Source organism: Aliivibrio sp. S3MY1 (assembly GCF_028765575.1).
Taxonomy (GTDB): Bacteria; Pseudomonadota; Gammaproteobacteria; order Enterobacterales; family Vibrionaceae; genus Aliivibrio.
The window spans coordinates 98,842-122,331 of record NZ_JARACO010000010.1 but is presented as its reverse complement, the minus strand read 5'-3'; the positions used below and the strand labels follow the sequence as shown (position 1 = coordinate 122,331).

26 protein-coding genes, 10 tRNA genes and 1 pseudogene are annotated in these 23,490 nt (G+C 39.5%); 9 read left to right on the top strand and 28 right to left on the bottom strand.

Annotation, left to right across the window (positions count from 1 at the left end; genetic code table 11):
* Nucleotides 1-86 precede the first annotated feature (86 nt).
* Entirely contained in the window at nt 87-551 is a 465-nt protein-coding gene (locus tag PVK62_RS09010; RefSeq protein WP_274445162.1) for an RDD family protein, read from the bottom strand.
* Between the two features lie 179 nt (nt 552-730).
* On the opposite strand from PVK62_RS09010, the gene PVK62_RS09005 reads away from it, so the two are divergent.
* From PVK62_RS09005 to PVK62_RS08985, 5 genes and pseudogenes are all read left to right on the top strand, one after another.
* Nucleotides 731-815 (top strand) — tRNA-Leu (locus PVK62_RS09005).
* Between the two features lie 132 nt (nt 816-947).
* Nucleotides 948-1,529, top strand: a pseudogene (locus PVK62_RS09000) (DDE-type integrase/transposase/recombinase).
* Between the two features lie 176 nt (nt 1,530-1,705).
* On the top strand, nt 1,706-2,233 hold the full coding sequence (locus tag PVK62_RS08995) for a class I SAM-dependent methyltransferase (protein WP_274445161.1): 528 nt from the start codon (nt 1,706-1,708) through the stop codon (nt 2,231-2,233).
* A 173-nt stretch (nt 2,234-2,406) separates the two neighbouring features.
* Nucleotides 2,407-2,787: a YgiW/YdeI family stress tolerance OB fold protein gene (locus tag PVK62_RS08990; RefSeq protein WP_274449385.1), complete on the top strand. Its 381-nt coding sequence runs from the start codon at nt 2,407-2,409 to the stop codon at nt 2,785-2,787.
* 795 nt (nt 2,788-3,582) lie between these two features.
* Nucleotides 3,583-5,343, top strand: a complete 1,761-nt coding sequence (locus PVK62_RS08985) for a hypothetical protein (RefSeq protein WP_274444012.1) — start codon at nt 3,583-3,585, stop codon at nt 5,341-5,343.
* Nucleotides 5,344-5,710: 367 nt separating this feature from the next.
* Here the strand turns inward: PVK62_RS08985 and PVK62_RS08980 are convergent, their stop codons facing one another.
* The 14 genes from PVK62_RS08980 to mutY form a co-directional block, all read right to left on the bottom strand.
* Nucleotides 5,711-5,968 (bottom strand): DUF2999 domain-containing protein, encoded by a 258-nt coding sequence (locus PVK62_RS08980; protein ID WP_045102898.1) that lies wholly within the window; start codon nt 5,966-5,968, stop codon nt 5,711-5,713.
* Between the two features lie 21 nt (nt 5,969-5,989).
* Nucleotides 5,990-6,376 carry a diacylglycerol kinase gene (locus PVK62_RS08975; protein ID WP_274444013.1) on the bottom strand — a complete coding sequence of 129 codons (387 nt, stop codon included), beginning with the start codon at nt 6,374-6,376 and terminating at the stop codon, nt 5,990-5,992.
* A gap of 109 nt (nt 6,377-6,485) precedes the next feature.
* Nucleotides 6,486-6,561, bottom strand: a tRNA-Asn gene (locus PVK62_RS08970).
* Nucleotides 6,562-6,567: 6 nt separating this feature from the next.
* A tRNA-Phe gene (locus tag PVK62_RS08965) sits at nt 6,568-6,643 on the bottom strand.
* 7 nt (nt 6,644-6,650) lie between these two features.
* Nucleotides 6,651-6,726: transfer RNA gene (locus PVK62_RS08960), tRNA-Thr, on the bottom strand.
* A 70-nt stretch (nt 6,727-6,796) separates the two neighbouring features.
* A tRNA-Asn gene (locus tag PVK62_RS08955) sits at nt 6,797-6,872 on the bottom strand.
* A 32-nt stretch (nt 6,873-6,904) separates the two neighbouring features.
* Nucleotides 6,905-6,980 (bottom strand) — tRNA-Thr (locus PVK62_RS08950).
* A gap of 44 nt (nt 6,981-7,024) precedes the next feature.
* A tRNA-Asn gene (locus PVK62_RS08945) sits at nt 7,025-7,100 on the bottom strand.
* Between the two features lie 6 nt (nt 7,101-7,106).
* Nucleotides 7,107-7,182: transfer RNA gene (locus PVK62_RS08940), tRNA-Phe, on the bottom strand.
* Nucleotides 7,183-7,189: 7 nt separating this feature from the next.
* Nucleotides 7,190-7,265: transfer RNA gene (locus PVK62_RS08935), tRNA-Thr, on the bottom strand.
* 76 nt (nt 7,266-7,341) lie between these two features.
* Nucleotides 7,342-7,417 (bottom strand) — tRNA-Phe (locus PVK62_RS08930).
* A gap of 109 nt (nt 7,418-7,526) precedes the next feature.
* Entirely contained in the window at nt 7,527-8,663 is a 1,137-nt protein-coding gene (gene mltC, locus PVK62_RS08925) for a membrane-bound lytic murein transglycosylase MltC (protein WP_274444014.1), read from the bottom strand.
* A 106-nt stretch (nt 8,664-8,769) separates the two neighbouring features.
* Nucleotides 8,770-9,042, bottom strand: coding sequence for an oxidative damage protection protein (locus PVK62_RS08920; protein WP_060992501.1), 273 nt, complete (start codon nt 9,040-9,042; stop codon nt 8,770-8,772).
* 2 nt (nt 9,043-9,044) lie between these two features.
* Nucleotides 9,045-10,097 (bottom strand): A/G-specific adenine glycosylase, encoded by a 1,053-nt coding sequence (gene mutY / locus PVK62_RS08915; protein WP_274444015.1) that lies wholly within the window; start codon nt 10,095-10,097, stop codon nt 9,045-9,047.
* A gap of 220 nt (nt 10,098-10,317) precedes the next feature.
* On the opposite strand from mutY, the gene trmB reads away from it, so the two are divergent.
* Together trmB and glsB are read left to right on the top strand one after the other, a co-directional pair.
* Nucleotides 10,318-11,034, top strand: coding sequence for a tRNA (guanosine(46)-N7)-methyltransferase TrmB (gene trmB, locus PVK62_RS08910; RefSeq protein WP_274444016.1), 717 nt, complete (start codon nt 10,318-10,320; stop codon nt 11,032-11,034).
* Between the two features lie 131 nt (nt 11,035-11,165).
* Nucleotides 11,166-12,086 (top strand): glutaminase B, encoded by a 921-nt coding sequence (gene glsB / locus PVK62_RS08905; protein ID WP_274444017.1) that lies wholly within the window; start codon nt 11,166-11,168, stop codon nt 12,084-12,086.
* Between the two features lie 104 nt (nt 12,087-12,190).
* Here the strand turns inward: glsB and hemW are convergent, their stop codons facing one another.
* From hemW to PVK62_RS08870, 7 genes are all read right to left on the bottom strand, one after another.
* Nucleotides 12,191-13,351, bottom strand: a complete 1,161-nt coding sequence (hemW, locus tag PVK62_RS08900; RefSeq protein WP_274444018.1) for a radical SAM family heme chaperone HemW — start codon at nt 13,349-13,351, stop codon at nt 12,191-12,193.
* A gap of 3 nt (nt 13,352-13,354) precedes the next feature.
* Nucleotides 13,355-13,951, bottom strand: coding sequence for an XTP/dITP diphosphatase (locus PVK62_RS08895; protein WP_274444019.1), 597 nt, complete (start codon nt 13,949-13,951; stop codon nt 13,355-13,357).
* Between the two features lie 10 nt (nt 13,952-13,961).
* Complete coding sequence (locus PVK62_RS08890) at nt 13,962-14,393, bottom strand: DUF4426 domain-containing protein (protein WP_274444020.1); 432 nt, start codon at nt 14,391-14,393, stop codon at nt 13,962-13,964.
* Between the two features lie 61 nt (nt 14,394-14,454).
* A complete protein-coding gene (gene yggU, locus PVK62_RS08885) occupies nt 14,455-14,748 on the bottom strand; it encodes a DUF167 family protein YggU (protein WP_274444021.1) in 294 nt (97 codons plus the stop codon).
* 7 nt (nt 14,749-14,755) lie between these two features.
* Entirely contained in the window at nt 14,756-15,310 is a 555-nt protein-coding gene (locus PVK62_RS08880) for a YggT family protein (RefSeq protein ID WP_274444022.1), read from the bottom strand.
* Nucleotides 15,311-15,372: 62 nt separating this feature from the next.
* Nucleotides 15,373-16,191, bottom strand: a complete 819-nt coding sequence (gene proC / locus PVK62_RS08875; RefSeq protein ID WP_274444023.1) for a pyrroline-5-carboxylate reductase — start codon at nt 16,189-16,191, stop codon at nt 15,373-15,375.
* Between the two features lie 94 nt (nt 16,192-16,285).
* Nucleotides 16,286-16,981, bottom strand: coding sequence for a YggS family pyridoxal phosphate-dependent enzyme (locus tag PVK62_RS08870; protein ID WP_274444024.1), 696 nt, complete (start codon nt 16,979-16,981; stop codon nt 16,286-16,288).
* Between the two features lie 23 nt (nt 16,982-17,004).
* Here PVK62_RS08870 and PVK62_RS08865 point away from each other — a divergent pair, with 23 nt between their 5' ends.
* Nucleotides 17,005-18,042 carry a type IV pilus twitching motility protein PilT gene (locus PVK62_RS08865; RefSeq protein ID WP_274444025.1) on the top strand — a complete coding sequence of 346 codons (1,038 nt, stop codon included), beginning with the start codon at nt 17,005-17,007 and terminating at the stop codon, nt 18,040-18,042.
* Between the two features lie 2 nt (nt 18,043-18,044).
* A complete protein-coding gene (locus PVK62_RS08860) occupies nt 18,045-19,151 on the top strand; it encodes a PilT/PilU family type 4a pilus ATPase (RefSeq protein WP_274444026.1) in 1,107 nt (368 codons plus the stop codon).
* A 98-nt stretch (nt 19,152-19,249) separates the two neighbouring features.
* On the opposite strand, the gene ruvX is transcribed toward PVK62_RS08860, so the two are convergent.
* From ruvX to PVK62_RS08830, 6 genes are all read right to left on the bottom strand, one after another.
* Nucleotides 19,250-19,675 (bottom strand): Holliday junction resolvase RuvX, encoded by a 426-nt coding sequence (ruvX, locus tag PVK62_RS08855; RefSeq protein WP_274444027.1) that lies wholly within the window; start codon nt 19,673-19,675, stop codon nt 19,250-19,252.
* On the bottom strand, nt 19,672-20,235 hold the full coding sequence (locus PVK62_RS08850) for a YqgE/AlgH family protein (RefSeq protein WP_274444028.1): 564 nt from the start codon (nt 20,233-20,235) through the stop codon (nt 19,672-19,674). Before PVK62_RS08850 ends, ruvX begins: the two co-directional genes overlap by 4 nt.
* Before the next feature lie 66 nt (nt 20,236-20,301).
* On the bottom strand, nt 20,302-21,249 hold the full coding sequence (gshB, locus tag PVK62_RS08845; RefSeq protein ID WP_274444029.1) for a glutathione synthase: 948 nt from the start codon (nt 21,247-21,249) through the stop codon (nt 20,302-20,304).
* Between the two features lie 13 nt (nt 21,250-21,262).
* Entirely contained in the window at nt 21,263-21,994 is a 732-nt protein-coding gene (rsmE, locus tag PVK62_RS08840) for a 16S rRNA (uracil(1498)-N(3))-methyltransferase (protein WP_274444030.1), read from the bottom strand.
* An 82-nt stretch (nt 21,995-22,076) separates the two neighbouring features.
* The gene (locus PVK62_RS08835) at nt 22,077-22,781 is read right to left on the bottom strand and encodes an endonuclease (RefSeq protein WP_274444031.1); all 705 of its coding nucleotides are present in this window, start codon (nt 22,779-22,781) and stop codon (nt 22,077-22,079) included.
* Between the two features lie 99 nt (nt 22,782-22,880).
* On the bottom strand, nt 22,881-23,387 hold the full coding sequence (locus tag PVK62_RS08830; RefSeq protein ID WP_274444032.1) for a SprT family zinc-dependent metalloprotease: 507 nt from the start codon (nt 23,385-23,387) through the stop codon (nt 22,881-22,883).
* Nucleotides 23,388-23,490 lie beyond the last annotated feature (103 nt).

The following is a 23,490-nucleotide window of genomic DNA, read 5'->3' as shown; positions in this document are numbered from 1 at the left end:
ATACAGTGAAAAAAGAACAAATAAAAAGGAGATACTGCAGAGTATCTCCTTTTTCTATTCGTCGCTTTAATAATCGCTTAAATCGTTTAAACCGCTTTATCTAAAACTATAACGCGAGTCTTTGCCCAAGTATCTTGAAATGCTGCATTATCACTTGAGATGAAGACCAAAAGATTACCCAAACCAAAGGCAGAGGTAGACATACGGATAATAGCTTGAGTTAATGTGATTGGTGAGCCATCAAGTTGTTGTACTTGAAGCTTCCACGCGCGCATTCCCAAAGTTTGGCCTTTACACCAAAAGTAAGCAAAGAAGCCCGCAAACACAGATACAAGAGTCACTGGGTAAAGGTTACGCCATAATGGGTCATGATTTAAATAGCTACTGACATCAGGATACTGACCATAACTGATGATCCCTGCCCCATAAAGCATTTCAAGAGTAGCTACGATAGCCCCACCGGTTAGCATCATAATTGCGCTGATAATTAATGTATCGTAAACCCATGCACCCATGCGACGCATAAAGCCAGCTTGCTTTTCTGTTGTCATTTTATCTTCCATAAATTAAAAAACTGACAGCAGTATAACGATAGATGCAGTAAAAATGAAAATCAGATTGTAAATAACTGTTGAATATTTCAGCAAACAAATATCTTAGAGTAATAAAGAGCTTGCGCCAAGATCATCTCTGAGTATAATCAACCCCATCAAGCAGCAATGCTGATAAAGCCGGTATGGTGAAATTGGTATACACGAGGGATTCAAAATCCCTTTCCGAAAGGAGTGGCGGTTCAAGTCCGCCTACCGGTACCACATTTAAATGACAAAGCCTCGATGAAAATCGGGGCTTTGTTGTATCTAGCACAATGGAAATTACGGGCTTGTTGCAAAAAATCCATTTCTAATCGAAAGTCCCCCCTCTCTTTCAATTAAGCTACCATCTCAATGACTCAATCCGAATTTAAATGGAAACACTTTGCACCAGAAATTATCCTCTGGTCTCTTCATTGGTATGGTACGACAGCTCTTAGTTATGCGCATGTCAGTGATATGCTTGCGGAGCACGGGATTTTCGTTAATCGCTCTACCATTTACCGATGGTTTATTGAGTATTCCCCTAAACTACGTAAGAAATTACGTCGATATCAATTCATTAAGCGTTGTTTAAGACCGTATCGCTTAGACAATCAACCTAAAACGTTAAACACAGATAAACATTCCTCGTACGCCAATGCCATAACTCGCCTAAAAGAAGAAGGTTTGTTACGCGCTGATGTAAATCAACGGCAAATAAAATCCCTCAATAATTGTATTGGATCAGATCATGCCCCAATTAAGAAATTGATCGTAGCTACCGGTGGTTTCAAAGTTAGAAAACGAGCATGGTCAACCATTCAAGGATTTGAATCGTTACGAATGTTAAATAAAGGACAATTTGATTTTTGATTGCGTAACGATAGACGAAAAACAATAGTACAGGAGAGATCCGCCTTCATTAATCGTCTCTTTAATATTGAGGTTATTTAACAGTAATAATGAGCCCATTGTAGGGCTCATTTATCCATTCAGATTATTTGCAACAAGCCCAGAATATTGAGGAAGTATGCACTTTATAATAATAACATTGCCTTATCATTCATGTTTAGTTCACATTCATTATGGGATAATGCAAATATCCATTTTTCGATGATTTATTTTTATAAATGCTAATTGAATTTTTAAGAAACCCCAAAAACACAGGCTCAGTCATACCTAGTAGCCGATTTTTAGTCAACGAGATGCTTTCACATATATCAAAAGAAGACACTCTAATTGAATTAGGCGCAGGCACTGGTGTTATAACTAAAAAGTTAGCATCTATTGAGTCAGTAAAAACCATATATACCTATGAAAACAACGATATATATCACAGAGCATTGAAAAATATAGACAAGACAATTTGTCTATCTAACCTTTTTACAATGAAAGAACAACACAAAAATCAAAAAATCAAAACAATTATCTCTAGTATTCCTTTTGTTAATTTTTCAATTGAAAGTCGAAATCAAGCGCTTAATGACATTAGCAAAATATTAGACGATGATGGATTATTTATCCAATATACCTATCGTAACCGATGTCCATTTGGTGATAAATATTTATGCAAAAATAATCTAAAGATTAAAAATGTCAAAAAAATATGGCTTAACATCCCCCCCGCAACTGTTTTTGTATACGAAAAAATAAACTAATACTGAACATGACATTAGGGTAAATCCTAATGTCGCCTAGCTAAATTACTGTATATAAACTGAGAATTATTGACCTATTGAATTAGTCTGAAATTTTTAATGTTTGTTCATTTCTAGTTCATATTGACAGTGCAATAATGTTGTTACTAACTTTTAGAGAACTTATTTTATTTATGAAAAAATTAATTTTATTAGCGGCATTGGTATCATCGTCTGTTTTTGCTAACAACCAAGTAATTAACCAACCAGTAAATGCACAGCAAGGTGGTTTTTCTGGCCCTACACATGGTATTAATTCCGTGAAAGCCGTGTTAGATGCAGGTATGTTTAGCGATGATACACCAGTAATGCTTACTGGTTATTTAGTTGCATCTTTAGGCGGTGAAATTTATACGTTTAAAGATAATACAGGGACTATTCATGTGGAAATTGATCATGATAAATGGTTTGGTTTACAAGCTACCCCTACAACTAAAATTACGATCCATGGCGATATAGATAAAGAACTTAACTATACAAAGATTGATGTTGATCGTGTAAGCCTTGCACAATAATTCTAATACTATCTATTATTGAAGGTCGCCAAGTTTGGCGGCCTTTTTTGTAGCTCGTGATCACGTTTTAATTCAAATATCGCTAAAATGAGTCATAACTTCATTGTCATGTGACATTAAGGCAAACCCTAATGTCACAGGGTGGTTATGTTATTACCGATTTTCTAACCAAAAGATCTTATCTTATGATTTTTTATGGTTTCTATCGAAACCGTTAGGCTATGAAATCATGTTGTTAAAGCACCTTCTGAAAACAGTTAAAATGAAGACTATATAATTAGCGAAGCGTTAAGGACTCAAAATACCTTTCCTATTACCAACGAAAATCTCTCCTAATAAACATCCGTTATCAATCCTGAACTCTTATCCATGGTCTATCTATGGTTCATATTATGACGACTCTGTACGTAAGGGGATCTAAGTAAGTCCAACAACGGCTAGACGCTGTAATCTCGCAAGTCAGTATTGCTAAGAGGTGTGGGGTGAAAGAACCATGGTACGAGCATGGTGAATTAACAATGTTATGATCATTCATTGCCTCCTCTCCTTTACCTACCATCTCCTTAATATTGAGGTTAAGATTATTTTCCAACATAACACCGTATATTTGTGATTTCCTCTCCAATCTATTGGTATTTTTGTTGATATAACCTACTAAGACATATAGTTTTAATCGTTAAGATTGCTTTTTAGTAAAACCTTAGCATTTATGTAACCGTCCTTTATCATTCCTTGATTTTTACAACTTAAAATATCGATTTATTCTTTTGAATAAACAAATGAAGTATGCCTTATATGAAAACAAATATAACCCTCGTGTTTTTTTTAGCAACATTATTCGGATGTTCTGATGATACTCAGGGACCAGCTAAAGAAGAGTTGTTTCCACAAAAAATTGAAGTCGTTATAGATAGAAAAAATAAATATGCATTTGATATAAATACGACGTTAAGGCCTCTGGATCAATTGAATGCGACCATATCCAATATTAGTAAAAATAAAATTGATACAGTATTTCGTTTTAATGATGTTAATTTTGAAAAAGAACCTAGCGGCTATAAAATAATTAACCAAACACCAACGGATACAGATAGATTAACTGTCTCTTATAAGAATAAAGTAGCAATGCTTATATTAGATCAGGTTCTTCCATCATTCAGTACTGCCGACATAATGCTACCGGATGAAATGAATGGCACTGCGGATATCTTGAGCGTGTACCAGATGAAAATTGGTGCTCTTGATATCCACATAGGATCAGAGGAACCAGATGATTCAAGTGCATACACCTGTCCGGAGTTACCCGCAAAATGTGTCAGACCTGCGTTTAAAAATGAACAAATAGTGATGACAACGATGGCTGTAAATCTTCACAATATCATGAATAGAAGAGATTTTATTGATGACTATAAAACTATGATGGCGGAAAAATGTTTTACAGTGAAAGAGTTTGTAGAATGTAAATCATACGATGCTACCAATAAAATGCCTTATGTAGACATGGCTCTCACTAGATACTCACATTCCGGGCATGTTGTAACGTGGAGTGTGTTTTCTCAACAATACAATGCTGAAGCTTGGGGGTCAGGTTATAAATCTAATATTAATAACCTCCATTCTAATACATTTGGAAAAATTCAATTGAAAGATCGTTATGTAAATGATGAGAGTCCATACTTTGAGGATTATAGTATGCAACCTCAAAGATATAATGATGCAGCTCATGAACTTGGTCACGCTACCGCTTTTAGCCATAGTAGTGGAATGAGTTACGGTTTTGGAGATTTAGTTAGGAGCTATCTGGAAGAGCATACAACCCAAGAGTGGCGAACTCAGCGGCGAACAATGATTATTCCTAAAATAATGTTAGATGTAACATATAATGGCGATATGAGCGCTAAAGTTAAAGTATATGCTATCGATAAAACCGTAAACTATAATAATATTTCATTTGAAATACTGTCTCATAAGCCATTGAATTACAAACTTAATTATGTCTCAGGTGCTGATGAAATACTTCTACAGTTTGATGACTCTTTCCCTGAAAATGATACATTAACAGATAATAACGTTGATAAGGATATGGGGACTGTTGTTTATATTCGTGCATATAACAAAGATGACCCAGAAGCAACGGTATCTACCATAGCATTCAATAAGAAAATGCTACGAGAGAAAGAAAGTAATGTAGAGTCTATTGTTTTAAATAATCAATACTCATATATAATTCCATCAGTTGAAAATGGCGATTACCTTATTGGCGATGATGGGTGGTGGATCCGCCGAAGATGTTTCGATATGAGTGGAACACTAGCAACTGAACCTCAACAAAAAATTGTCTGGGACAAGTTAGTGAGAACCGAAGAAATTTTTAATTCTAATTTTCTTGATAGTGAATTTGTATCTATTAATGAACTTATTGGGCCTGATGGCTACACTCATCAAGCGGTGTCTATTTTTAGTTATCCTGACTATTCTAAAACAACAAAAGACATAATTTATCCTATTGGGGATACTCGAAAATTTATGTGTCAAGTCCCAACATCCCAACTTTAATATTTGATTGGACCTGAAGAGGTTAGTAGTATGATGTTGTCATCGATGAACTTCTATTTTCTATAATGAGGATATTGTAGTTAGGTGTATAGATGATTACATCTAGTAATCAATGATAGCAAGCATTATAACTAAATTTCAAAACTTGATTACGGTAGCAGTGATTCGTCACTACTACCAGAGATCATCTAGTATGGCATTGTGTGATGATTTTACGATGTCATTACCCCATGAGCATAAAGAAAAACTAAATAACAGCAATGTATTCATTGCTACAATCAGACGGTGACATTTAGCATTAACTCCCATCTATCTACATAAAAAAGCCCCAACTTAAGTCAGGGCTCTAGTTACTTATTGAAAAAATTTACTGATTCTCTTCAAGCTTTGCTTTTGCTTCTTCTACTTTAGAGAAATCTAATCCTAATTCTTCAACCGCTTCTTTAATTAAGCTTGGATTTGTCATCACTTGCATCATTAGTGGTTGTAGCTTTTCTTGTGGAATGCCTAGACTTTGAATAATAGCCATTGCCGCTAATGGGTTTTGAGTTAGCGTTTGAAATACTTCAGCAATTTTCTCATCGCTAACGTTGTGTTCTTTTAGTGTTTGAATAATAGGGTTCATTAAAATAGTCCTTATAAGTAATTAAAGATAGTTGCTGCCTAGGATCATTAACCAAGTGAAGCCAGCAAAGCACAGAGCGATAAATACAGCAGCTGAACCAATATCTTTAGCTCTACCACTTAATTCATGATGTTCAGGGCCTATACGGTCTACCACGGCTTCTATTGCTGAATTTAAAAGCTCAATCATAAAGATCAGAACAAATACGCCGATCAATAAAATCTTTTCTACTACCGTCACATCCAAAAGAAGTGCGATAGGGGCAGCAATAACTAACATTGCAAACTCTTGACGAATAGCTGCTTCATGTTTAAACGCCGCTTTAAGACCTTGAATAGAAAAGCCAGTTGCTTTGATTACACGCTTGATACCAGTATTACCTGGTTTTCCTGATGGTGTTTCAGTCATGGTTTAACTCTAAATGAAGAACTGATAAGAATGGAGGTTATGGTAGTGTCGCATTCGTTAAATGACAAGCATAAAAAAAGCCTCATCAAAAATGATGAGGCTTTTAATATGGCTCCCTTTGCTGGACTTGAACCAGCGACATACGGATTAACAGTCCGGCGTTCTACCAACTGAACTAAAAGGGAATTATATGGTGCCTCGAGGCGGAATCGAACCACCGACACGAGGATTTTCAATCCTCTGCTCTACCGACTGAGCTATCGAGGCAAAAAAATGGTGCCGACTACCGGAGTCGAACTGGTGACCTACTGATTACAAGTCAGTTGCTCTACCTACTGAGCTAAGTCGGCACACTTATTTTTTTGCTATTGCTGGATAAACCAACAACCTTGAACCTTTATAAAAACAGGCTCTTTAATATGGCTCCCTTTGCTGGACTTGAACCAGCGACATACGGATTAACAGTCCGGCGTTCTACCAACTGAACTAAAAGGGAACAGATTTTGTGTTCTTCTTACAAGGAAGAAATGGTGCCGACTACCGGAGTCGAACTGGTGACCTACTGATTACAAGTCAGTTGCTCTACCTACTGAGCTAAGTCGGCACTAATTTTTTATTAATCTTTAAAAAGATAAAGATTAAATTGTATGGCTCCCTTTGCTGGACTTGAACCAGCGACATACGGATTAACAGTCCGGCGTTCTACCAACTGAACTAAAAGGGAATTGTATGGTGCCTCGAGGCGGAATCGAACCACCGACACGAGGATTTTCAATCCTCTGCTCTACCGACTGAGCTATCGAGGCAAAAGAATGGTGCCGACTACCGGAGTCGAACTGGTGACCTACTGATTACAAGTCAGTTGCTCTACCTACTGAGCTAAGTCGGCACACTAAATTCTTTTGACTATTCGTGATCTAGCATTTAATAAATAAATCTAGAACTACACCAACAATCTTATTGTATGGTGCCCGGAGGCGGAATCGAACCACCGACACGAGGATTTTCAATCCTCTGCTCTACCGACTGAGCTATCCGGGCAACGAGCGCTATTAAACGGATTTTTGCCCCTACCGTCAACTTTTTTTTTCAAAATAGGCCGTTTTTTTGATTGTTTGATTGATAATTCATCGAATAGGCGATTTTATCGCTAAATCTTCCCTGAGTTAAACTCTTTTTTAAAGGCGGTTACCTTTTCTAAATAGCGACGAGCTTCTGCATTTTTGTGTTTTTTGGTTAAAGCCCAGTACACTTGGTTAGGATTTAGGCTATTAATTTCGTTAATTGCACGGCTGCGGTTGCTATTGAAGGTAGTCAGTACGCCGCCAGCGCCGCCATTGTAAGCTGAGATCATACTGTATTGTTTAGATACAGGGTTTCGGATGTCTTTTAAGTAGCGTGTTTTTAGAATATGAAAGTAAGCCGTTCCAGTATCAATGTTGTTATGTGGATTAAAAAGATACTCAGGTGTTGGATCACCAGATTTATTTTTTACTAACTTAAAGACATCACGGCCAGCGGTTTTAGGCACAACTTGCATCAAGCCATAAGCATTTGCCCAACTAACAGCGTAAGGATTAAAGCTACTTTCGGTTCTAATAATTGAATAAATTAGATCTTCTGGAATGTTATAGCGTTGAGAAGCACCGCGAACAATGTCGGCGTATTGGTATTCTCGTAGTTGCGTGTGGTTTTTTACCATAGGGATATCGACATAAAGGGCTTTTTTATAATCGATATTTTTTGTCTTTAAATGATTAGCAATTAAATAGTCAGCATAACGACTAGCGCGCCATGACCATTCAATCGGCTTTTTATCTTGATCGACGACTTGCTGGTATAAAAAGGGTTTGCCACCAAGAGCAACATCAGCATCAGAATAAAGGTCGACACCTGCGGGATCATCGGGGGTAAGTAGGGTGGTGATAATAGCTTGGCGTAAATGGGCTTTAGGGTCCGTTCCTGCGACAGTTTCTACGGTAACTCGGCCAGTAGAAAAATCGACTTGAGATCGACTTAAATAGCCATCGGTGTATTTTACATACGATTGTTTACTGGCGATAACGAGGTTCTTTTTACCCCAACGCTTTTCAATGTTGCCATTAAAGCTGCTAATTAACGAGTCGAGGGCTTTAATGTCTTTAGTAAATTGGCCAGGAAGAGGTGCTAAATTTTTAGCAAAACGGTTCGTGGTATCGTAGTTTACCCCAAAAGTAGATTCTATTGACTCTCGGCTACAGCTGGTAAGAAAAAGACAAGCGGAAACAATCAGGATAATTTTTTTCATAAAAACAATATAGATAAGAATTCAATAATTAGATTAACGGCAGAAGTGCATAGTACTGAAATAGATAAAAATAAAGCAGTCATTAGACTGCTTTATTTACAATAATTTATTCGCTTGGTGGGGTATAACCATCAATGATGACTTCTTTGCCATCAAATAGAAAACCTTCCATTTCTGTTTCCAGCAGTTTGCGGTGCTCTGGATCCATCATGTTCAACTTCTTTTCATTAATAAGCATAGTTTGCTTGTGTTGCCATTGGCCCCATGCTTCTTTGGAGATATTGTCAAAAATACGCTTACCTAGTTCACCTGGGTAAAGTTGAAAATCTAGGCCGTCGGCTTCTTTATTTAAAAGAACGCAAAATACAGTGCGACTCATGGTTATTCTCCATTAGAAATTTCGAACGGTAAAGCATCTAACAGTTTTTGAACTGGCGCTGCTAGTCCTACCGTCATTGGTTGGGATAAGTTATACCAAACTCCACGCGTTCCTTCCATCACCATGTTCGGTTTCTTGTTCAGAGTGATAAGTACGGGAGTTATATCTAGGTGGTAATGACTAAAAGTATGACGAAAAGCAATCAATTGTTGGCTAGATTTTACGTCCATACCATAGTGTTCGGATAAATCATTTAAGGTATTTTCTGGTTGTTCAGGAAAACAGTATAAGCCACCCCAAATTCCCGTTTGAGGTCGTTGCTCTAGCAATACATCACCATCGTGATAGTAGATAGCAAACCATGCTTTTTTAGTCGGCTTGTCTTTTTTGGGTTTTTTAGTAGGGAAGTCTAATTGACGATCTTGCGCTTTGGCTTGGCAAAGATCATTCACTGGGCAAATCTCACACTTAGGCTTAGAACGAGTACAGACCATCGCCCCCATATCCATCATGGCTTGATTGTAACGTTCAACGCCTAACTTTGGTGTATGTTCTTCTGCTATTTTCCACATGGCATTTTCGACCGATTTCTTACCTGACCACCCTTCAATAGCAAAGCTACGAGAAAGAGTGCGTTTCACATTACCATCTAAAATAGGGTGGTGTTGCTTGAGAGAAAGTGACAATACAGCACCCGCAGTAGAACGGCCAATTCCCGGAAGTGCGATGACTTCTTCAATCGTTTCAGGGAATTTACCATTATATTGTTCAGCAATGATTTGGGCTGTTTTGTGTAAATTACGAGCACGAGCGTAATAGCCAAGTCCGGTCCATAAATGAAGCACTTCATCTTGTTCTGCATTAGCTAAATCAACAACGGTTGGAAAGCGAGCCATGAAACGCTCGAAATAGGGGATAACGGTAGTGACTTGGGTTTGTTGAAGCATGATCTCTGATAACCATACTTTATAAGGCGTTTTTTCTAATTGCCAAGGTAACGTCTTACGGCCGTAATTGTCGTACCACTCTAAAATGGCGTGAGAGAAAGAAGTCATGACATGCTCGATTACATTTTTATAATTAAGAATGGATCACATCATACTGTGATGATTTTGTACACCCGATAGAAAATAGGGTTATTAGTTCAGCTAAAGAATTGCCTTAATTAAGCTTGTTTATAGAGAAAAGCAAAGATAATACTTGAACACTGGGCTAAACTTTGGATAATGCCGGATCCACAATCCCTTGTTCAGAGAATAACCAGGTTATCCAATCATGACTGAAGTGACTAAAAACGACTTTACCGAAGAAGGTAAAATCGTTCGTAAAATTCGTAGCTTTGTACGCCGCGAAGGACGTTTAACGAAAGGCCAAGAAGGCGCTATTACTGAGTGCTGGTCTACCATGGGCATCGATTTTGTTGAGCAAATGCTTGATTGGAACGAGGTGTTTGGTAACAACAACCCTGTCGTTTTAGAAATCGGTTTTGGTATGGGTGCATCTTTGGTTGAGATGGCGCAAAAAGCACCAGAGCTTAATTTCCTTGGCATTGAGGTTCACCGTCCAGGTGTTGGCGCATGTCTTGCCGCAGCAAAAGAAGCTGGCGTAACGAACTTACGTGTAATGTGTCATGATGCGGTTGAAGTATTTGAATCAATGATCCCTGATTCATCTGTACATACCTTACAACTGTTCTTCCCTGACCCATGGCATAAAGCACGTCACCATAAGCGTCGTATCGTTAAAGCGGAGTTTGCTGAGATGATCCGTCCTAAGTTAAATCCTGATGGTGTTTTCCACATGGCAACTGACTGGGAAAATTACGCAGAACATATGATCGAAGTAATGAACGTCGCTCCGGGTTACGAGAATATCGCAACTGATGGTGATTACATTCCTCGTCCAGATGAGCGACCATTAACAAAATTTGAAGCGCGTGGTCATCGTTTAGGTCATGGCGTATGGGATATTAAATTCCGTCGCAACGCATAATCCGTTTATTTTAAAACGGGATGACAGCGTACGATAAGCGCTGCATGGCTCTGATGCCAATCTAAATAAATACTAAAGCCAACCTCTGTGTTGGCTTTTTTGTCCTTGCGATCAAAAGGGAATAAGAAATAATGAAGCCAACAAAACAGATATTAGATGATATTTTGAATGAAGTGCGTCCTCTTATTGGACAAGGAAAAGTTGCCGACTATATTCCCGCGCTTGCTTGTGTGCCAAGTGATAAATTAGGCATTGCCGTGTACACCAACGATGGTGAGATGATTACCTCTGGTGATGCAAATGAATGCTTTTCAATTCAATCGATCTCAAAAGCACTGAGTTTGACTCTTGCGATGGAGCTATATCAGCCAGAAGAATTATGGCAGCGAGTAGGAAAAGAACCGTCAGGGCAGGCATTTAACTCATTGATCCAACTTGAAATGGAGCAAGGTGTACCTCGTAATCCATTTATTAATGCCGGAGCTATTGTTATTTCAGATATGCTCTACAGCCGCTTTTCTGCTCCTAAGCATCGTTTATTGGAATTTGTGCGTAAATTATCTGGTAATAATCATATTATCTATGATCGTATTGTCGCTAATTCAGAAATGGATCACAGTGATCGAAATGCATCGATTGCCTATTTGATGCGTTCATTTGGTAACTTCGATAATGAAGTGATGCCAGTATTAAAGAACTATTTTCATGCTTGTGCACTGAATATGAGCTGTGTTGATTTAGCAAGAACGTTTGGTTATTTAGCCAATAAAGGCATTCAACCTGAGACGAATGAGTTCATAATTACGCCAATGCAGAGTAAACAAATTAATGCATTAATGGCTACTTGTGGATTATATGATGGTGCCGGAGAGTTTGCTTATCGCGTTGGTATGCCAGGAAAATCAGGTGTCGGTGGTGGGATAATAGCCATTGTTCCGGGTGAGATGACTATTGCTGTATGGTCTCCAGAATTAGACCCATCTGGTAACTCGCTAGCAGGAACTCAAGCATTAGAATTGCTTTCAGAACGTATTGGTCGTTCGATATTTTAAGATAAGAGCAGGTTTCAGGACGGTCGCAAGCTCCCTAAAGGTTTCAGGAAAAGATGTTTAAGCTCTTACTGAAACCTTTAAGCGAAGCGATCTGAACCCTGCTCTTAGTCTTCATCACTCACAAACGCTTCTAACATATCATTCAAGAACAACTTGCCGTGTTCTGTGATCTGCCAATGCGTTTCGGTTTCATCAAGATATTTCTTCTTTTTAGCCCAATCAATCGTCTCTTGAATCGACTCAAAACCTAACCCTGTTTTATCAATGAAATCTTGCTTAGGACAGGCTTCTAACAGACGGAAACGGTTCATGAAGAACTCAAAAGGCCTGTCGTGATCCGCAACCTCTTGTTCGTCAATTAAGTAAGGTTTCATTAAATCTAGAAAGCCGCGTGGGTGCTTGATTTTAGTGGTTCGAACAATGCGACCATCAGCAAAACTCAGTTTGCCATGAGCCCCACAACCAATGCCTAAATAATCCCCAAAACGCCAATAATTCAAATTATGTCGGCATTGATAACCGACTTTACTGTAGCCTGAAATCTCATATTGAACATAACCGGCGTCAGCAAGAATTTGGTGGCCTTGTTCAAAAATATCCCATAAATCATCATCGTCAGGCAATGTTGGTGGCTTATAGTAAAACACCGTGTTTGGTTCAATCGTCAGCTGATACCAAGACAAATGTGGAGGATTAAGCTCAATCGCTTGTTTTAAATCAGACAACGCATCATCAATACTTTGGTTTGGTAAACCGTGCATTAAATCAAGATTAAAGCTGTTTAATCCGGCCTCATGAGCAAGGCGAGCAGCACGAATGGCTTCATCTTTACCGTGAATACGTCCCAGTTTTTCCAATTTTTCTTGTTGGAAGCTTTGTACGCCGATGGAGATGCGGTTAACCCCCGCTTCACGGTATTCAATGAATCGACCTGCCTCTACGGTTCCAGGGTTAGCTTCCATCGTGATTTCAATATCATCAGCAAAGGGTAAGCGTTTTTCAACTTCGCTCAGTAAGCGTTTAATTTCAGGAGCAGTAATTAAGCTTGGTGTACCACCACCAATAAAAATAGAGTGCAGCTTACGGGATTCGTTTTGCATATCATAACGTGCAAGATCGGTATCAAGATCGTCAATTAACGCTGAAATGTATTGTGCTTCAGGGATTGTCGTTTTCAATGCATGAGAATTGAAATCACAATATGGGCATTTTTGAATACACCATGGAATATGAATGTATAAGCTTAGTGGTGGTGGAACTAGCATTACTTATTTACCTTCCTTTAATGCAGCAAACAGTTTTTTCAGCGCTTTACCACGGTGAGAAAGTTGTTTTTTGCGCGCAGGCTCAAGCTCTGCTGAAGAACAGTTATCTTCACTCACCCAAAAGATAGGATCATAGCCAAAGCCATTTTCACCTTGCTGTTCAGTGGTAATATGGCCTTCCCATGAACCGTGGCAAATTAACGGTGTAGGATCGTTCTCATGCTTCATTAGTACTAATACACAATGAAAGCGTGCAGTACGTTTTTCCGCAGGAATACCGTCCATTGCCGCTAGCATCTTATCGATATTCTTTTGATCGGTTGCGCTTTCGCCTGAGTAGCGTGCAGAGTAAACACCAGGTGCCCCATTTAATGCGTCGACCTCTAAGCCTGAATCATCAGCAATCGCCGGTAAGCCTGTTTCTTTAGCCGCATGACGCGCTTTAATAATGGCATTCTCAATGAAGGTTGTGCCAGTTTCTGCTACATCAGAGACGTTGAATTCACTTTGTGCAACCACATCAAACCCAAAGTCAGACAACACATCTGCCATTTCACGAACCTTACCTTGGTTGCCTGTTGCTAATACGATTTTGCTCATAATGATTCTCTTATTCTTCTACGTAAAATTTTTGATTGAATTTTAATTTACCAGCGCCTTTGGTATCGGCAGATACATTGATATCAAAGCGAAAGGTTTCTTCGTTAGTAATTGGCAGCTCAGCAATGTAGTAAATTGCATTTTGCTCTTTAATTTCACGAAAGGTTAACGTTTTTGTTTGGCCAAGTAAATTCTTAGCGCTGCCTGTGATTTTTGCAGCAATAGCCGGCTTTCCGGCTTGTGATATATCTAACACGCTAATATTAATTAAGGCGTTGTAGCCAGAGCGTTTTAGTTGATAAGTGCGAGCGACTTTAGGCGTTAGAAAGGTGGAATTAAATGCAGAGTAATGAACCTCGACATTTTTAATTTGTACAAATTGTCCTGCAAAAGTGGGTAAGCTAAAAAGAAACAGGGACAAAAGTAAGATTATTTTTTTCATAACGATCCTCATATAAAAAGATTTCCATATAAAAAAGCCGAGGGTTAACTCGGCATTCGTATTATTTTGATGGTAACAACTGCTTAATTGCTTCTGGGATAATGTCTGGTGAATGAATTCGAACTTGCTTGTGACGATTCAGTTCTCCTTTTTCTACCGCAATTTTTCCTTTAGCGACTTTAAACAGCTTGGAAAAGTACTTAATTAAATGTGCGTTTGCCTTTCCATCGACTGGAGGGGCGGTAATCGCTATTTTTAGCTCTTCACCATGTATTCCTACAATTTGATCTCGACTGGCTTTAGGTTGTAAATACAGCCGTAAGATCAAATCATCATTATCGTATTTAACTGGCATCGCTAGATTACAAGCTGTACCAAATAGGACCAATTAGATCGCCCATCAAGAAGTTAGCAAATTGAAGTACGATAAATAGCACTAATACGCTTAAGTCTAATCCACCCATTTGAGGAAGAATTTTACGAATAGGCGCTAACATTGGTTCTGTTAATTGGTGCATAACGTATTCAATTGGGCTACGACCTTGACTCACCCAGCTTAAGATTGCACGTACTAATAAGATCCAGAACAACAAACCACCCGCGGCTTTAGCAAGGGCAATCAGACCAATGAATAAAAACTCAGGGCCAAAAGCAATACCGCCTGATACGACTAATTGTAGAGCAATGAACTTCACAACACACAGTACATAAGCAAATAAAACCGTGGCTAAGTCTAAGCTACCAATTGATGGGATAACACGGCGTAAAGGAGAGACGATTGGTTGTGTCGCTTTTACGATAAATTGTGAAAATGGATTATAAAAGTCGGCGCGGGCAACTTGTAACCAAATACGTAGGATCACGACCATGATGTATAAATCAAAAACGGTCGAGATTAAAAAGCTCATTGCATTCATAGTTTATTAACCTTAAAAATCATTGGTTTTGTAAATAGAGTAATTGAGTAGAGAAGGTTATCTTAAAATAACGATTCCATCTCTTCTGCACGAGAGACCGCCGCTTGCATAGCTTTAGCGACAATATCTTTCAGGTTGTGTTCATTAAACGTGCGTAGTGCTTCTGCGGTAGTTCCACCTTTTGAAGTGACTTGTTCACGCAGTGTTGATAGTTCTGTTTCAGGGTTTGCTACTACCATTTCAGCAGCACCAAGAGCCGCTTGTTGTACTAATAGGCGAGCGGTTTCTTCATCAAAACCTTGTTTAATTGCTTCTGTTTGCATCGCTTCCATAAATAAGAAGAAATACGCTGGAGCGCTTCCTGCTGCCGCAATAACAGAGTTAATACCAGATTCTGTCTCAACCCAACAGACTTCACCGACGGCTGAAAGTAAGTTACTAGCATAGGTTTTGTCTTGTTCTGAGACATGTTCGACGGCAAACAGACCACTCATGCCTTTGCCCACTAATGCAGGAGTATTTGGCATAACTCGAACCAAATTCAACGTCGTAGCAAACATGTCATTGAGACGTTGTGCTGAAATGCCTGCAGCAATTGAGATAACTAACTTATCCGAGAAATCGACAGTTTGTAGGGGCTCTGCGGCACTGGCCATCATCTGTGGTTTTACCGCAAGAACAACGACATCTGCATTTTGAGTTGCAGTAAGGTTGTCTGTGCTGGTATTGATGCCATAACAGGTTTTCAAATGCTCAAGTTTCTCTGTACTTGGATTTGTCGCTGTAATTTTTCCTTTTGGATAACCACTGCTAATTAAACCGGCGATAATAGAGCGGGTCATGTTGCCCGCACCAATAAAAGCAATATTGCGATGTTCCATTCGTCTTCCTTACTTTATACCTATCGTTATATCGAGATTGGTATCATTCTAGTTGAGGTTATTTTTTATTTTTATAATGTTTGGCGCTAAAAAATCAGTCTCTAGTACCAAAAATAGCAGTGCCAATTCGAACCATTGTTGAGCCCGCTTCAATTGCAGCATCCATATCACTGCTCATTCCCATTGATAGGGTGTCTACTTGAGGATATTGTGCGCGTAATTGATTTTGAATGGAAGCAAGTTGTGTAAATGCAGCCAGTTGTTCATTGTAATTAGAGACATTTGCAGGGATCGACATCAATCCGCGTAATGTTAGGTTTGGCATCTCATGGATAGCAGCAGCCAGTTCCATAACTTCTTCAGAAGTAGTTCCTGATTTACTCTCTTCTGCGCTGATATTGACCTGAATAAGCACATTTAGTTCGCCAAGGTTATCTGGGCGTTGCTCATTAAGGCGTTGTGCTATTTTCAGGCGGTCAACAGAGTGAACCCAATCAAAATGTTCCGCTATTGGGCGAGTTTTGTTAGATTGAATTGGCCCAATAAAATGCCATTCTAACGGAGTGTTAGGATGGTTGTTTTGGAAGTATTGAATCTTTTCAATCCCTTCCTGAACGTAGTTTTCACCAAATGCGCGTTGACCAACATCCATTGCCTGTTCGAGTAATTCGATAGGTTTTGTTTTACTTACAGCCAGTAATTGCACTGAATCTGGGCGTCGACCACACTTTTGAACGCTATTCTCTATCTGAAGGGTGATTTGATTGATATTTTGCTTAATACTAGTCATAGAAACGATTACCGAGGAAAATTATGGATATCACAGAACTACTGGACTTTAGTGTAAAACAAAACGCGTCAGATCTACACCTATCTGCAGGAGTTCCTCCTATGGTACGTGTTGATGGGGATGTTCGTAAACTGACATTACCTGATTTTACACACGCAGAGGTTCATCGTTTAGTGACTGACATTATGAATGATGCTCAGCGCAGTGAATTTGAAGAGAAGCTTGAAGTCGATTTCTCATTTGAGTTGCCGAATGTTGGACGGTTTCGAGTGAATGCGTTTAATCAGTCTCGTGGGTGTGCGGCTGTGTTTCGAACCATTCCGGTTGAGATCCCATCATTAGAGCAACTTGCGGCACCTGATATTTTTACTAACATTGCCAACTATCAAAAAGGCTTAGTATTAATTACAGGACCAACAGGCTCAGGTAAATCAACAACGCTTGCAGCAATGGTTGATTACATCAATGAGAATCACAATAAACATGTATTGACGATTGAAGATCCGATTGAGTTTGTCCACAAAAATAAAAAGTGCTTGATTAACCAACGTGAAGTTCATCGTGATACGCACAGCTTTAAAGCGGCGCTACGTTCAGCGCTGCGTGAAGATCCTGATGTTATTTTAGTTGGTGAGCTTCGAGATCAAGAAACGATTAGTTTGGCATTAACCGCCGCAGAAACGGGACACTTAGTCTTTGGTACCTTGCACACGAGCTCTGCTGCAAAAACCATTGACCGTATTATTGATGTTTTCCCTGGTAGTGAAAAGTCGATGGTTCGTTCAATGCTTTCTGAATCACTTAAAGCCGTTGTCGCTCAAACATTATTAAAACGAACGGGTGGTGGCCGTGTTGCGTGCCATGAAGTGATGATTGCGACGCCTGCGATTCGTAACTTGATCCGTGAAGATAAAGTCGCGCAGATGTATTCGATAATTCAGACGGGATCTTCTTTTGGTATGCAGACCATGGAACAAAATGCCAAGAAAATCATGGCTCAAGGTTTGGTTGATCCTGATGAAGTGGCAAAGAAAGTTGATATCAGTAGCGTTGGGTTTTAATTATGGCGTTAGATCAACTTCTGGAGCAAATGGTTACACAAAAAGCGTCAGATATTTACTTAACGGTAGATGCGCCGTGCCTATTACGCGTTCACGGTGAATTACAGCCAGTAGGCGAAAAACAGACGTTTGATTCTATCACGGCGTTATTCACTGAAATGATGGATGATGATCGTCAAAAAGAATTTCATCAGAAGTTAGAAGCCAATTTTGCGATAGTGAAAGAGAGCGGTCGTTTTCGTGTGAGTGCATTTTGGCAGCGTGAACAGCCAGGTGCGGTGATCCGTCGCATTGAAACGAACATTCCATCAATGGATTCGTTGAATTTACCTGATGTAATGAAGGATCTTGCAACCTCTAAACGTGGTTTGGTTCTTGTCGTTGGGGCTACTGGTTCGGGGAAATCGACCTCGATGGCGGCAATGACAGGATACCGTAATGATAACCGCAGTGGTCATATTTTAACGGTGGAAGATCCAATTGAGTTTGTTCATCCGCATAATAAATGCATTGTGACTCAACGTGAAGTGGGGCTTGATACAGAAAGTTATGAAGTGGCACTGAAGAACTCGTTACGCCAAGCGCCAGATATGATTTTAATTGGTGAGATTCGTAGTCGTGAAACCATGGAATATGCAATGACATTTGCAGAAACTGGCCATTTATGTATGGCGACGTTGCATGCAAATAATGCCAACCAAGCATTAGAGCGTATTCTTCATTTAGTACCTAAAGATCGTAAAGAGCAGTTTTTGTTCGATTTATCAATGAACTTAAAAGGTATTATTGCTCAGCAACTTGTACCAGATATTAATGGTAATGGACGTCATGGTGTCTATGAGGTGCTATTAAATACTCCTCGAATTTCAGCTTTGATCCGTGGTGGTGATTTGCATCAGCTAAAATCAACCATGGCAAAATCACGAGAATTCGGTATGCAGACGTTTGATCAGTGTTTGTTTGATTTGGTTGTAGCAGAGAAAATTTCTGAGGATGAAGCGTTGCACAGTGCGGATTCAGCCAATGACTTGAGATTGATGTTAAAGACGAAGCGAGGGAGTTCATTTAGCTCGGCGGAGTTTGATAATGTGTCGATATCGTTAGACTAAAAAAGCAGGGTTCAGGACGCTTCGCGCTTAGGATTCAGAGGCGTTTGTTGTGAGTATTACACTTACAACGAGTACCTCTGAACCCTGCTCTTGTGCTTTTAGCTCCACTGATTCTCAAACCAGCTTTCTAAAATCACTACGGCTGACTGACAATCAATATTACCTTTTGATAACGCTTTATAGCCACCGAACTCAAATAAATCCGCACGAGCTTCAGCGGTTGATAAGCGTTCGTCATGAAGCTCAACTTGATTACCAAAACGACCATGTAGACGATTAGCAAACTTCTTTGCTTTTGGTGTGATGGTTTCTAGCTCTTTACCGTGAAGATCGGTTGGGAGGCCAACAACGATTAAATCGGGTTGCCATTCTTTAATCTGTTTTTCAATATCATCCCAGTTAGGGGTACCATCTTGAGCTTTAAATGCTTTTAATGGACTTGCAGTACCTGTGATTTCTTGGCCAATGGCAGAGCCAATGCTCTTGGTGCCAAAATCAAATGCCATGATGGTACGTGAACTCATGCGTGTCCAACCTCGCTAGATAGATTGGCAGGGTTAATGCCTAAAATTTCAATCGCTCTTCGCCAGCGATCAGGAATTGGGGTATCAAAAATAACAGCATGATCCGCTTCTAACACCAACCAACTGTTTTCAGAAAGCTCTTCTTCAAGCTGTCCAGCATCCCACCCTGAATACCCAAGCGCCACTAGGTATTTATGTGGCTGAGATTCAGTGCCAAGCGTGGCTAGAATGTCTTTTGATGTCGTGACTGAAAGTTCGTTAGTGACTCGGATACTTGATATATAACAGTCTTTCACTGAATGTAAGACAAAGCCTCGGTCATCAGAAACGGGCCCACCATTGAGTACTGGTTGGGTTAAGGTCTGTGGAAAAATAACCGGAGATGGCTTATCTAGTTTTATTTGGTCAAGCATACCTTCTAATGAAATAGGAACAGTTTCATTAATACGTAGGCCCATGGTCCCCTCTGAATCATGCTCACAAATGTAGATGACACTTCGGTGAAAAAATGGGTCTTTCATACTTGGCATTGCTACCAAAAAATGGTTTTTTAAATCCACAAAGCCTCCTAAAAAATTCAGTTTAATAAAGGGAACAATAGGTTCCCTTTATTATAGCTGGCTCAATTAAGCGTTAATGCGACGCTCGATTGCATCCATTAATTTACCCGTAATTGAAACATCAAATGCGGCTTCAATCTCTTTAATGCAAGTCGGGCTGGTTACGTTAATTTCTGTTAGCTTGTCACCAATAACATCCAGACCGACAAAGATTAGACCTTTTTCTTTCAATGTTGGAGCTACCGCATTAGCTATTGCCCAGTCAGTCTCACTTAATGGACGCGCTTCACCAGTACCGCCAGCGGCTAAGTTACCACGAGTTTCACCTTTAGCTGGAATACGAGCTAAGCAGTAAGGCATTGGTTCACCGTCAACAACAAGAATGCGTTTATCACCATTGCTAATATCTGGAACAAACGTTTGTGCCATACAGTAATTTTGTTCGTGATTAGTCAGTGTCTCAATGATCACAGATACGTTTGGATCGCCAGCTTTGACACGAAAGATTGACGCGCCACCCATACCATCAAGTGGTTTAAGGATAATATCGCCATGCTCTTCGCGGAATGCTTTAATTTTTTCCGCTTTACGAGTCACTAAGGTTGTAGGTGTTAGTTCAGGGAACCAAGCCGTAAATAGTTTCTCGTTACAATCACGTAAGCTTTGTGGTTTATTTACAATTAAAGCACCTTGAATTTCTGCGCGCTCTAAAATGTAAGTCGCGTAGATGTATTCAGTATCAAACGGAGGATCTTTACGCATTAATACCGCGTCAAGATCAGCAAGGTCGATGGTTTGCTCTGATTTAAATTCGTACCATCCGGTAGGGTCTTCTTTTAATTCAACGACTTTGGTATCTGCAACTGCTTTACCTTGATCTAGGTGTAGGTCAGCCATTTCCATGTAATGGATTTCCCAGCCACGTTTTTGTGCTTCAAGCATCATGGCAAAGCTAGAGTCTTTTTTGATGTTAATGGATGAGATAGGATCCATTACGATACCGAGTTTGATCATTGTGTTTCTCCAGTTAACCAAGATCGCCAAAACGAACTTGTAGGGCTGTAATTGCGGTAAGTGCTGCGGTTTCGGTTCTAAGAACACGAGGACCTAGCAACGTTTCTTCAAATTTGTATAGTTCAGTCATGTTAATTTCATCAGACGATAAACCGCCTTCTGGGCCGATTAACAAGCGTACATTTGTTACGGGTACTGGCAATGTATTGATAGAGTACTTTGCTCTTGGGTGAAGGTTTAGTTTTAGTCCTTCATACTCTTCAGCACACCACTCTTCTAATGACATGATCGGGCGAATTTCAGGAACAATATTACGTCCACACTGTTCACACGCTGCAATTGCAATTTTTTGCCATTGGTCGAGTTTCTTCTCGAAGCGTTCTTTATTTAATTTAACACCACAACGCTCTGAAATTAGAGGAGTAATGACATTAACGCCTAATTCAACCGATTTTTGAATGGTGAATTCCATTTTATCACCACGAGAAACCACTTGGCCTAAATGTAAATTTAGCGGTGATTCACTGCTACGCTCAACACGTTCGCTGATTTCAACTTCAACGCTTTTCTTAGAGGCTGATGTGATCACAGCAGGAAACTCCGCTCCACTGCCATCAAACAGTAATACCGACTCGCCTTCTTTCATTCGCATTACACGACCAACGTGGTTGGCTGCATCATCACTTAAATTAATTTTCCCTTGTGATGGAAGGGCATCTGGATGATGAATTCTTGGTATTCTCATGGTCTACTTTTCTTTAACTATCTTATATTTAAGGATGGAGGCTAAACGGTACTTTTTCAACCTCTATTTAGAGTCTATTGAGTTATTTAGTACACGCTTTGAAGACGAATTGATTGTGATTACCTTGGATCTTGGCAATACGTTTATCTCGTTCACATTCCCAAGCTGAAACTGGGTATTGTTTATCCCATGCTTCCATTAGTTGGCGCTGTGCTTTAGCTAAGTTAAAGCGATACTCTTTATTCATATACATATAGGTACGGGCAATCGCACCTCGTGATTGTGCTGGTGGCTCAGCAACGCGTCCTTTAAAATCGACTTTAAAGCTACATTGACCATAATTAGCCCCTTTACTGCCATTCCATTGTGAAAAACGAAAATTAGAACGGTCACCATTCACTTCGCCAATGGCTGGAACCAAGTTATGTAAATCGGCTTCCATCATTTTGAACTGTTTATCTTTTCGGGTGCAATTTTTACGTCCCCCCTCTTGCCAACATTGGCGTTGATGACCAAATTGCCAAGCAGGGACTACGTGTTCCCATTCTATACGGCTAGCGCGTTTTTCTTGTTTACGCACTTCATAGCCACAGCTTTCTAAGTCAGGAATGCCTTTCTTTTTATCTTTCCATGTAATGTCACAACCACAATAGAAAGAAGTAGGGTGATCAAGATAGATTTTCACGGCTAATTTTTTAGCTTTAGAAAATGAAGAAGGGGGCGCTGAAAGTACATTGAAGCTGAAAATAACAGCGATGATGCTGATAGCGAAGCGAATTAACTGCATGATAATGACCATTGATTATGTATTTATGCCGCAAGAATATCTTATTGTTAATTCGCATTATAGATAAATTAATTACTAGAGTGAGAAACGAGTCGTTTTCTATTTTTCCGTTGTTTGTAAACGACGCCTAGAAAGCTTTAATGGTGACTGGCACGCTTTACAAAGGTATTGGGTTTCTTTACGTTGAACTCGATTATGGCGGCGAACGGTAAGTTCGTGTGTTGTGCATTTACAGCGATAAGGAAAGGTTTCTCCCTTTACCGAATCAACACTAAAGCTGTGTGTGGTTCTTGCTGGTAAATTGAAAACTTGATTCATTACACCTTGCCACTCTTTTCCGTGTGGTTTTACTCGACCGTACAATTTAAATGTAATCAAATGAGCGATTTCATGAGGGATCACTTCATTAATAAAAGTGTGTTGATTCTCTTCTAATAATACGGGGTTAATTCTGATTTCCCATCCTTGAAGACGAGCGGTACCTGCAATTTTCCCACGCTGAGTAAAATTAATCGTTGGTAGGGAAAAGGGGCGATTAAAAAAGGCTGATGCTTGTTGAATACATTGTTGAGCTTTAGCTATGGAGGCTTGCTGAAGTGGGGTCATTGAATCTCTTTACTTTGAATGCCGATATCGAATCATAAATATAAAAAGTATATGGGGGTAAAAAACAAAAAAGGAAGCCGAAGGCTTCCTTTTCGTATCAGTT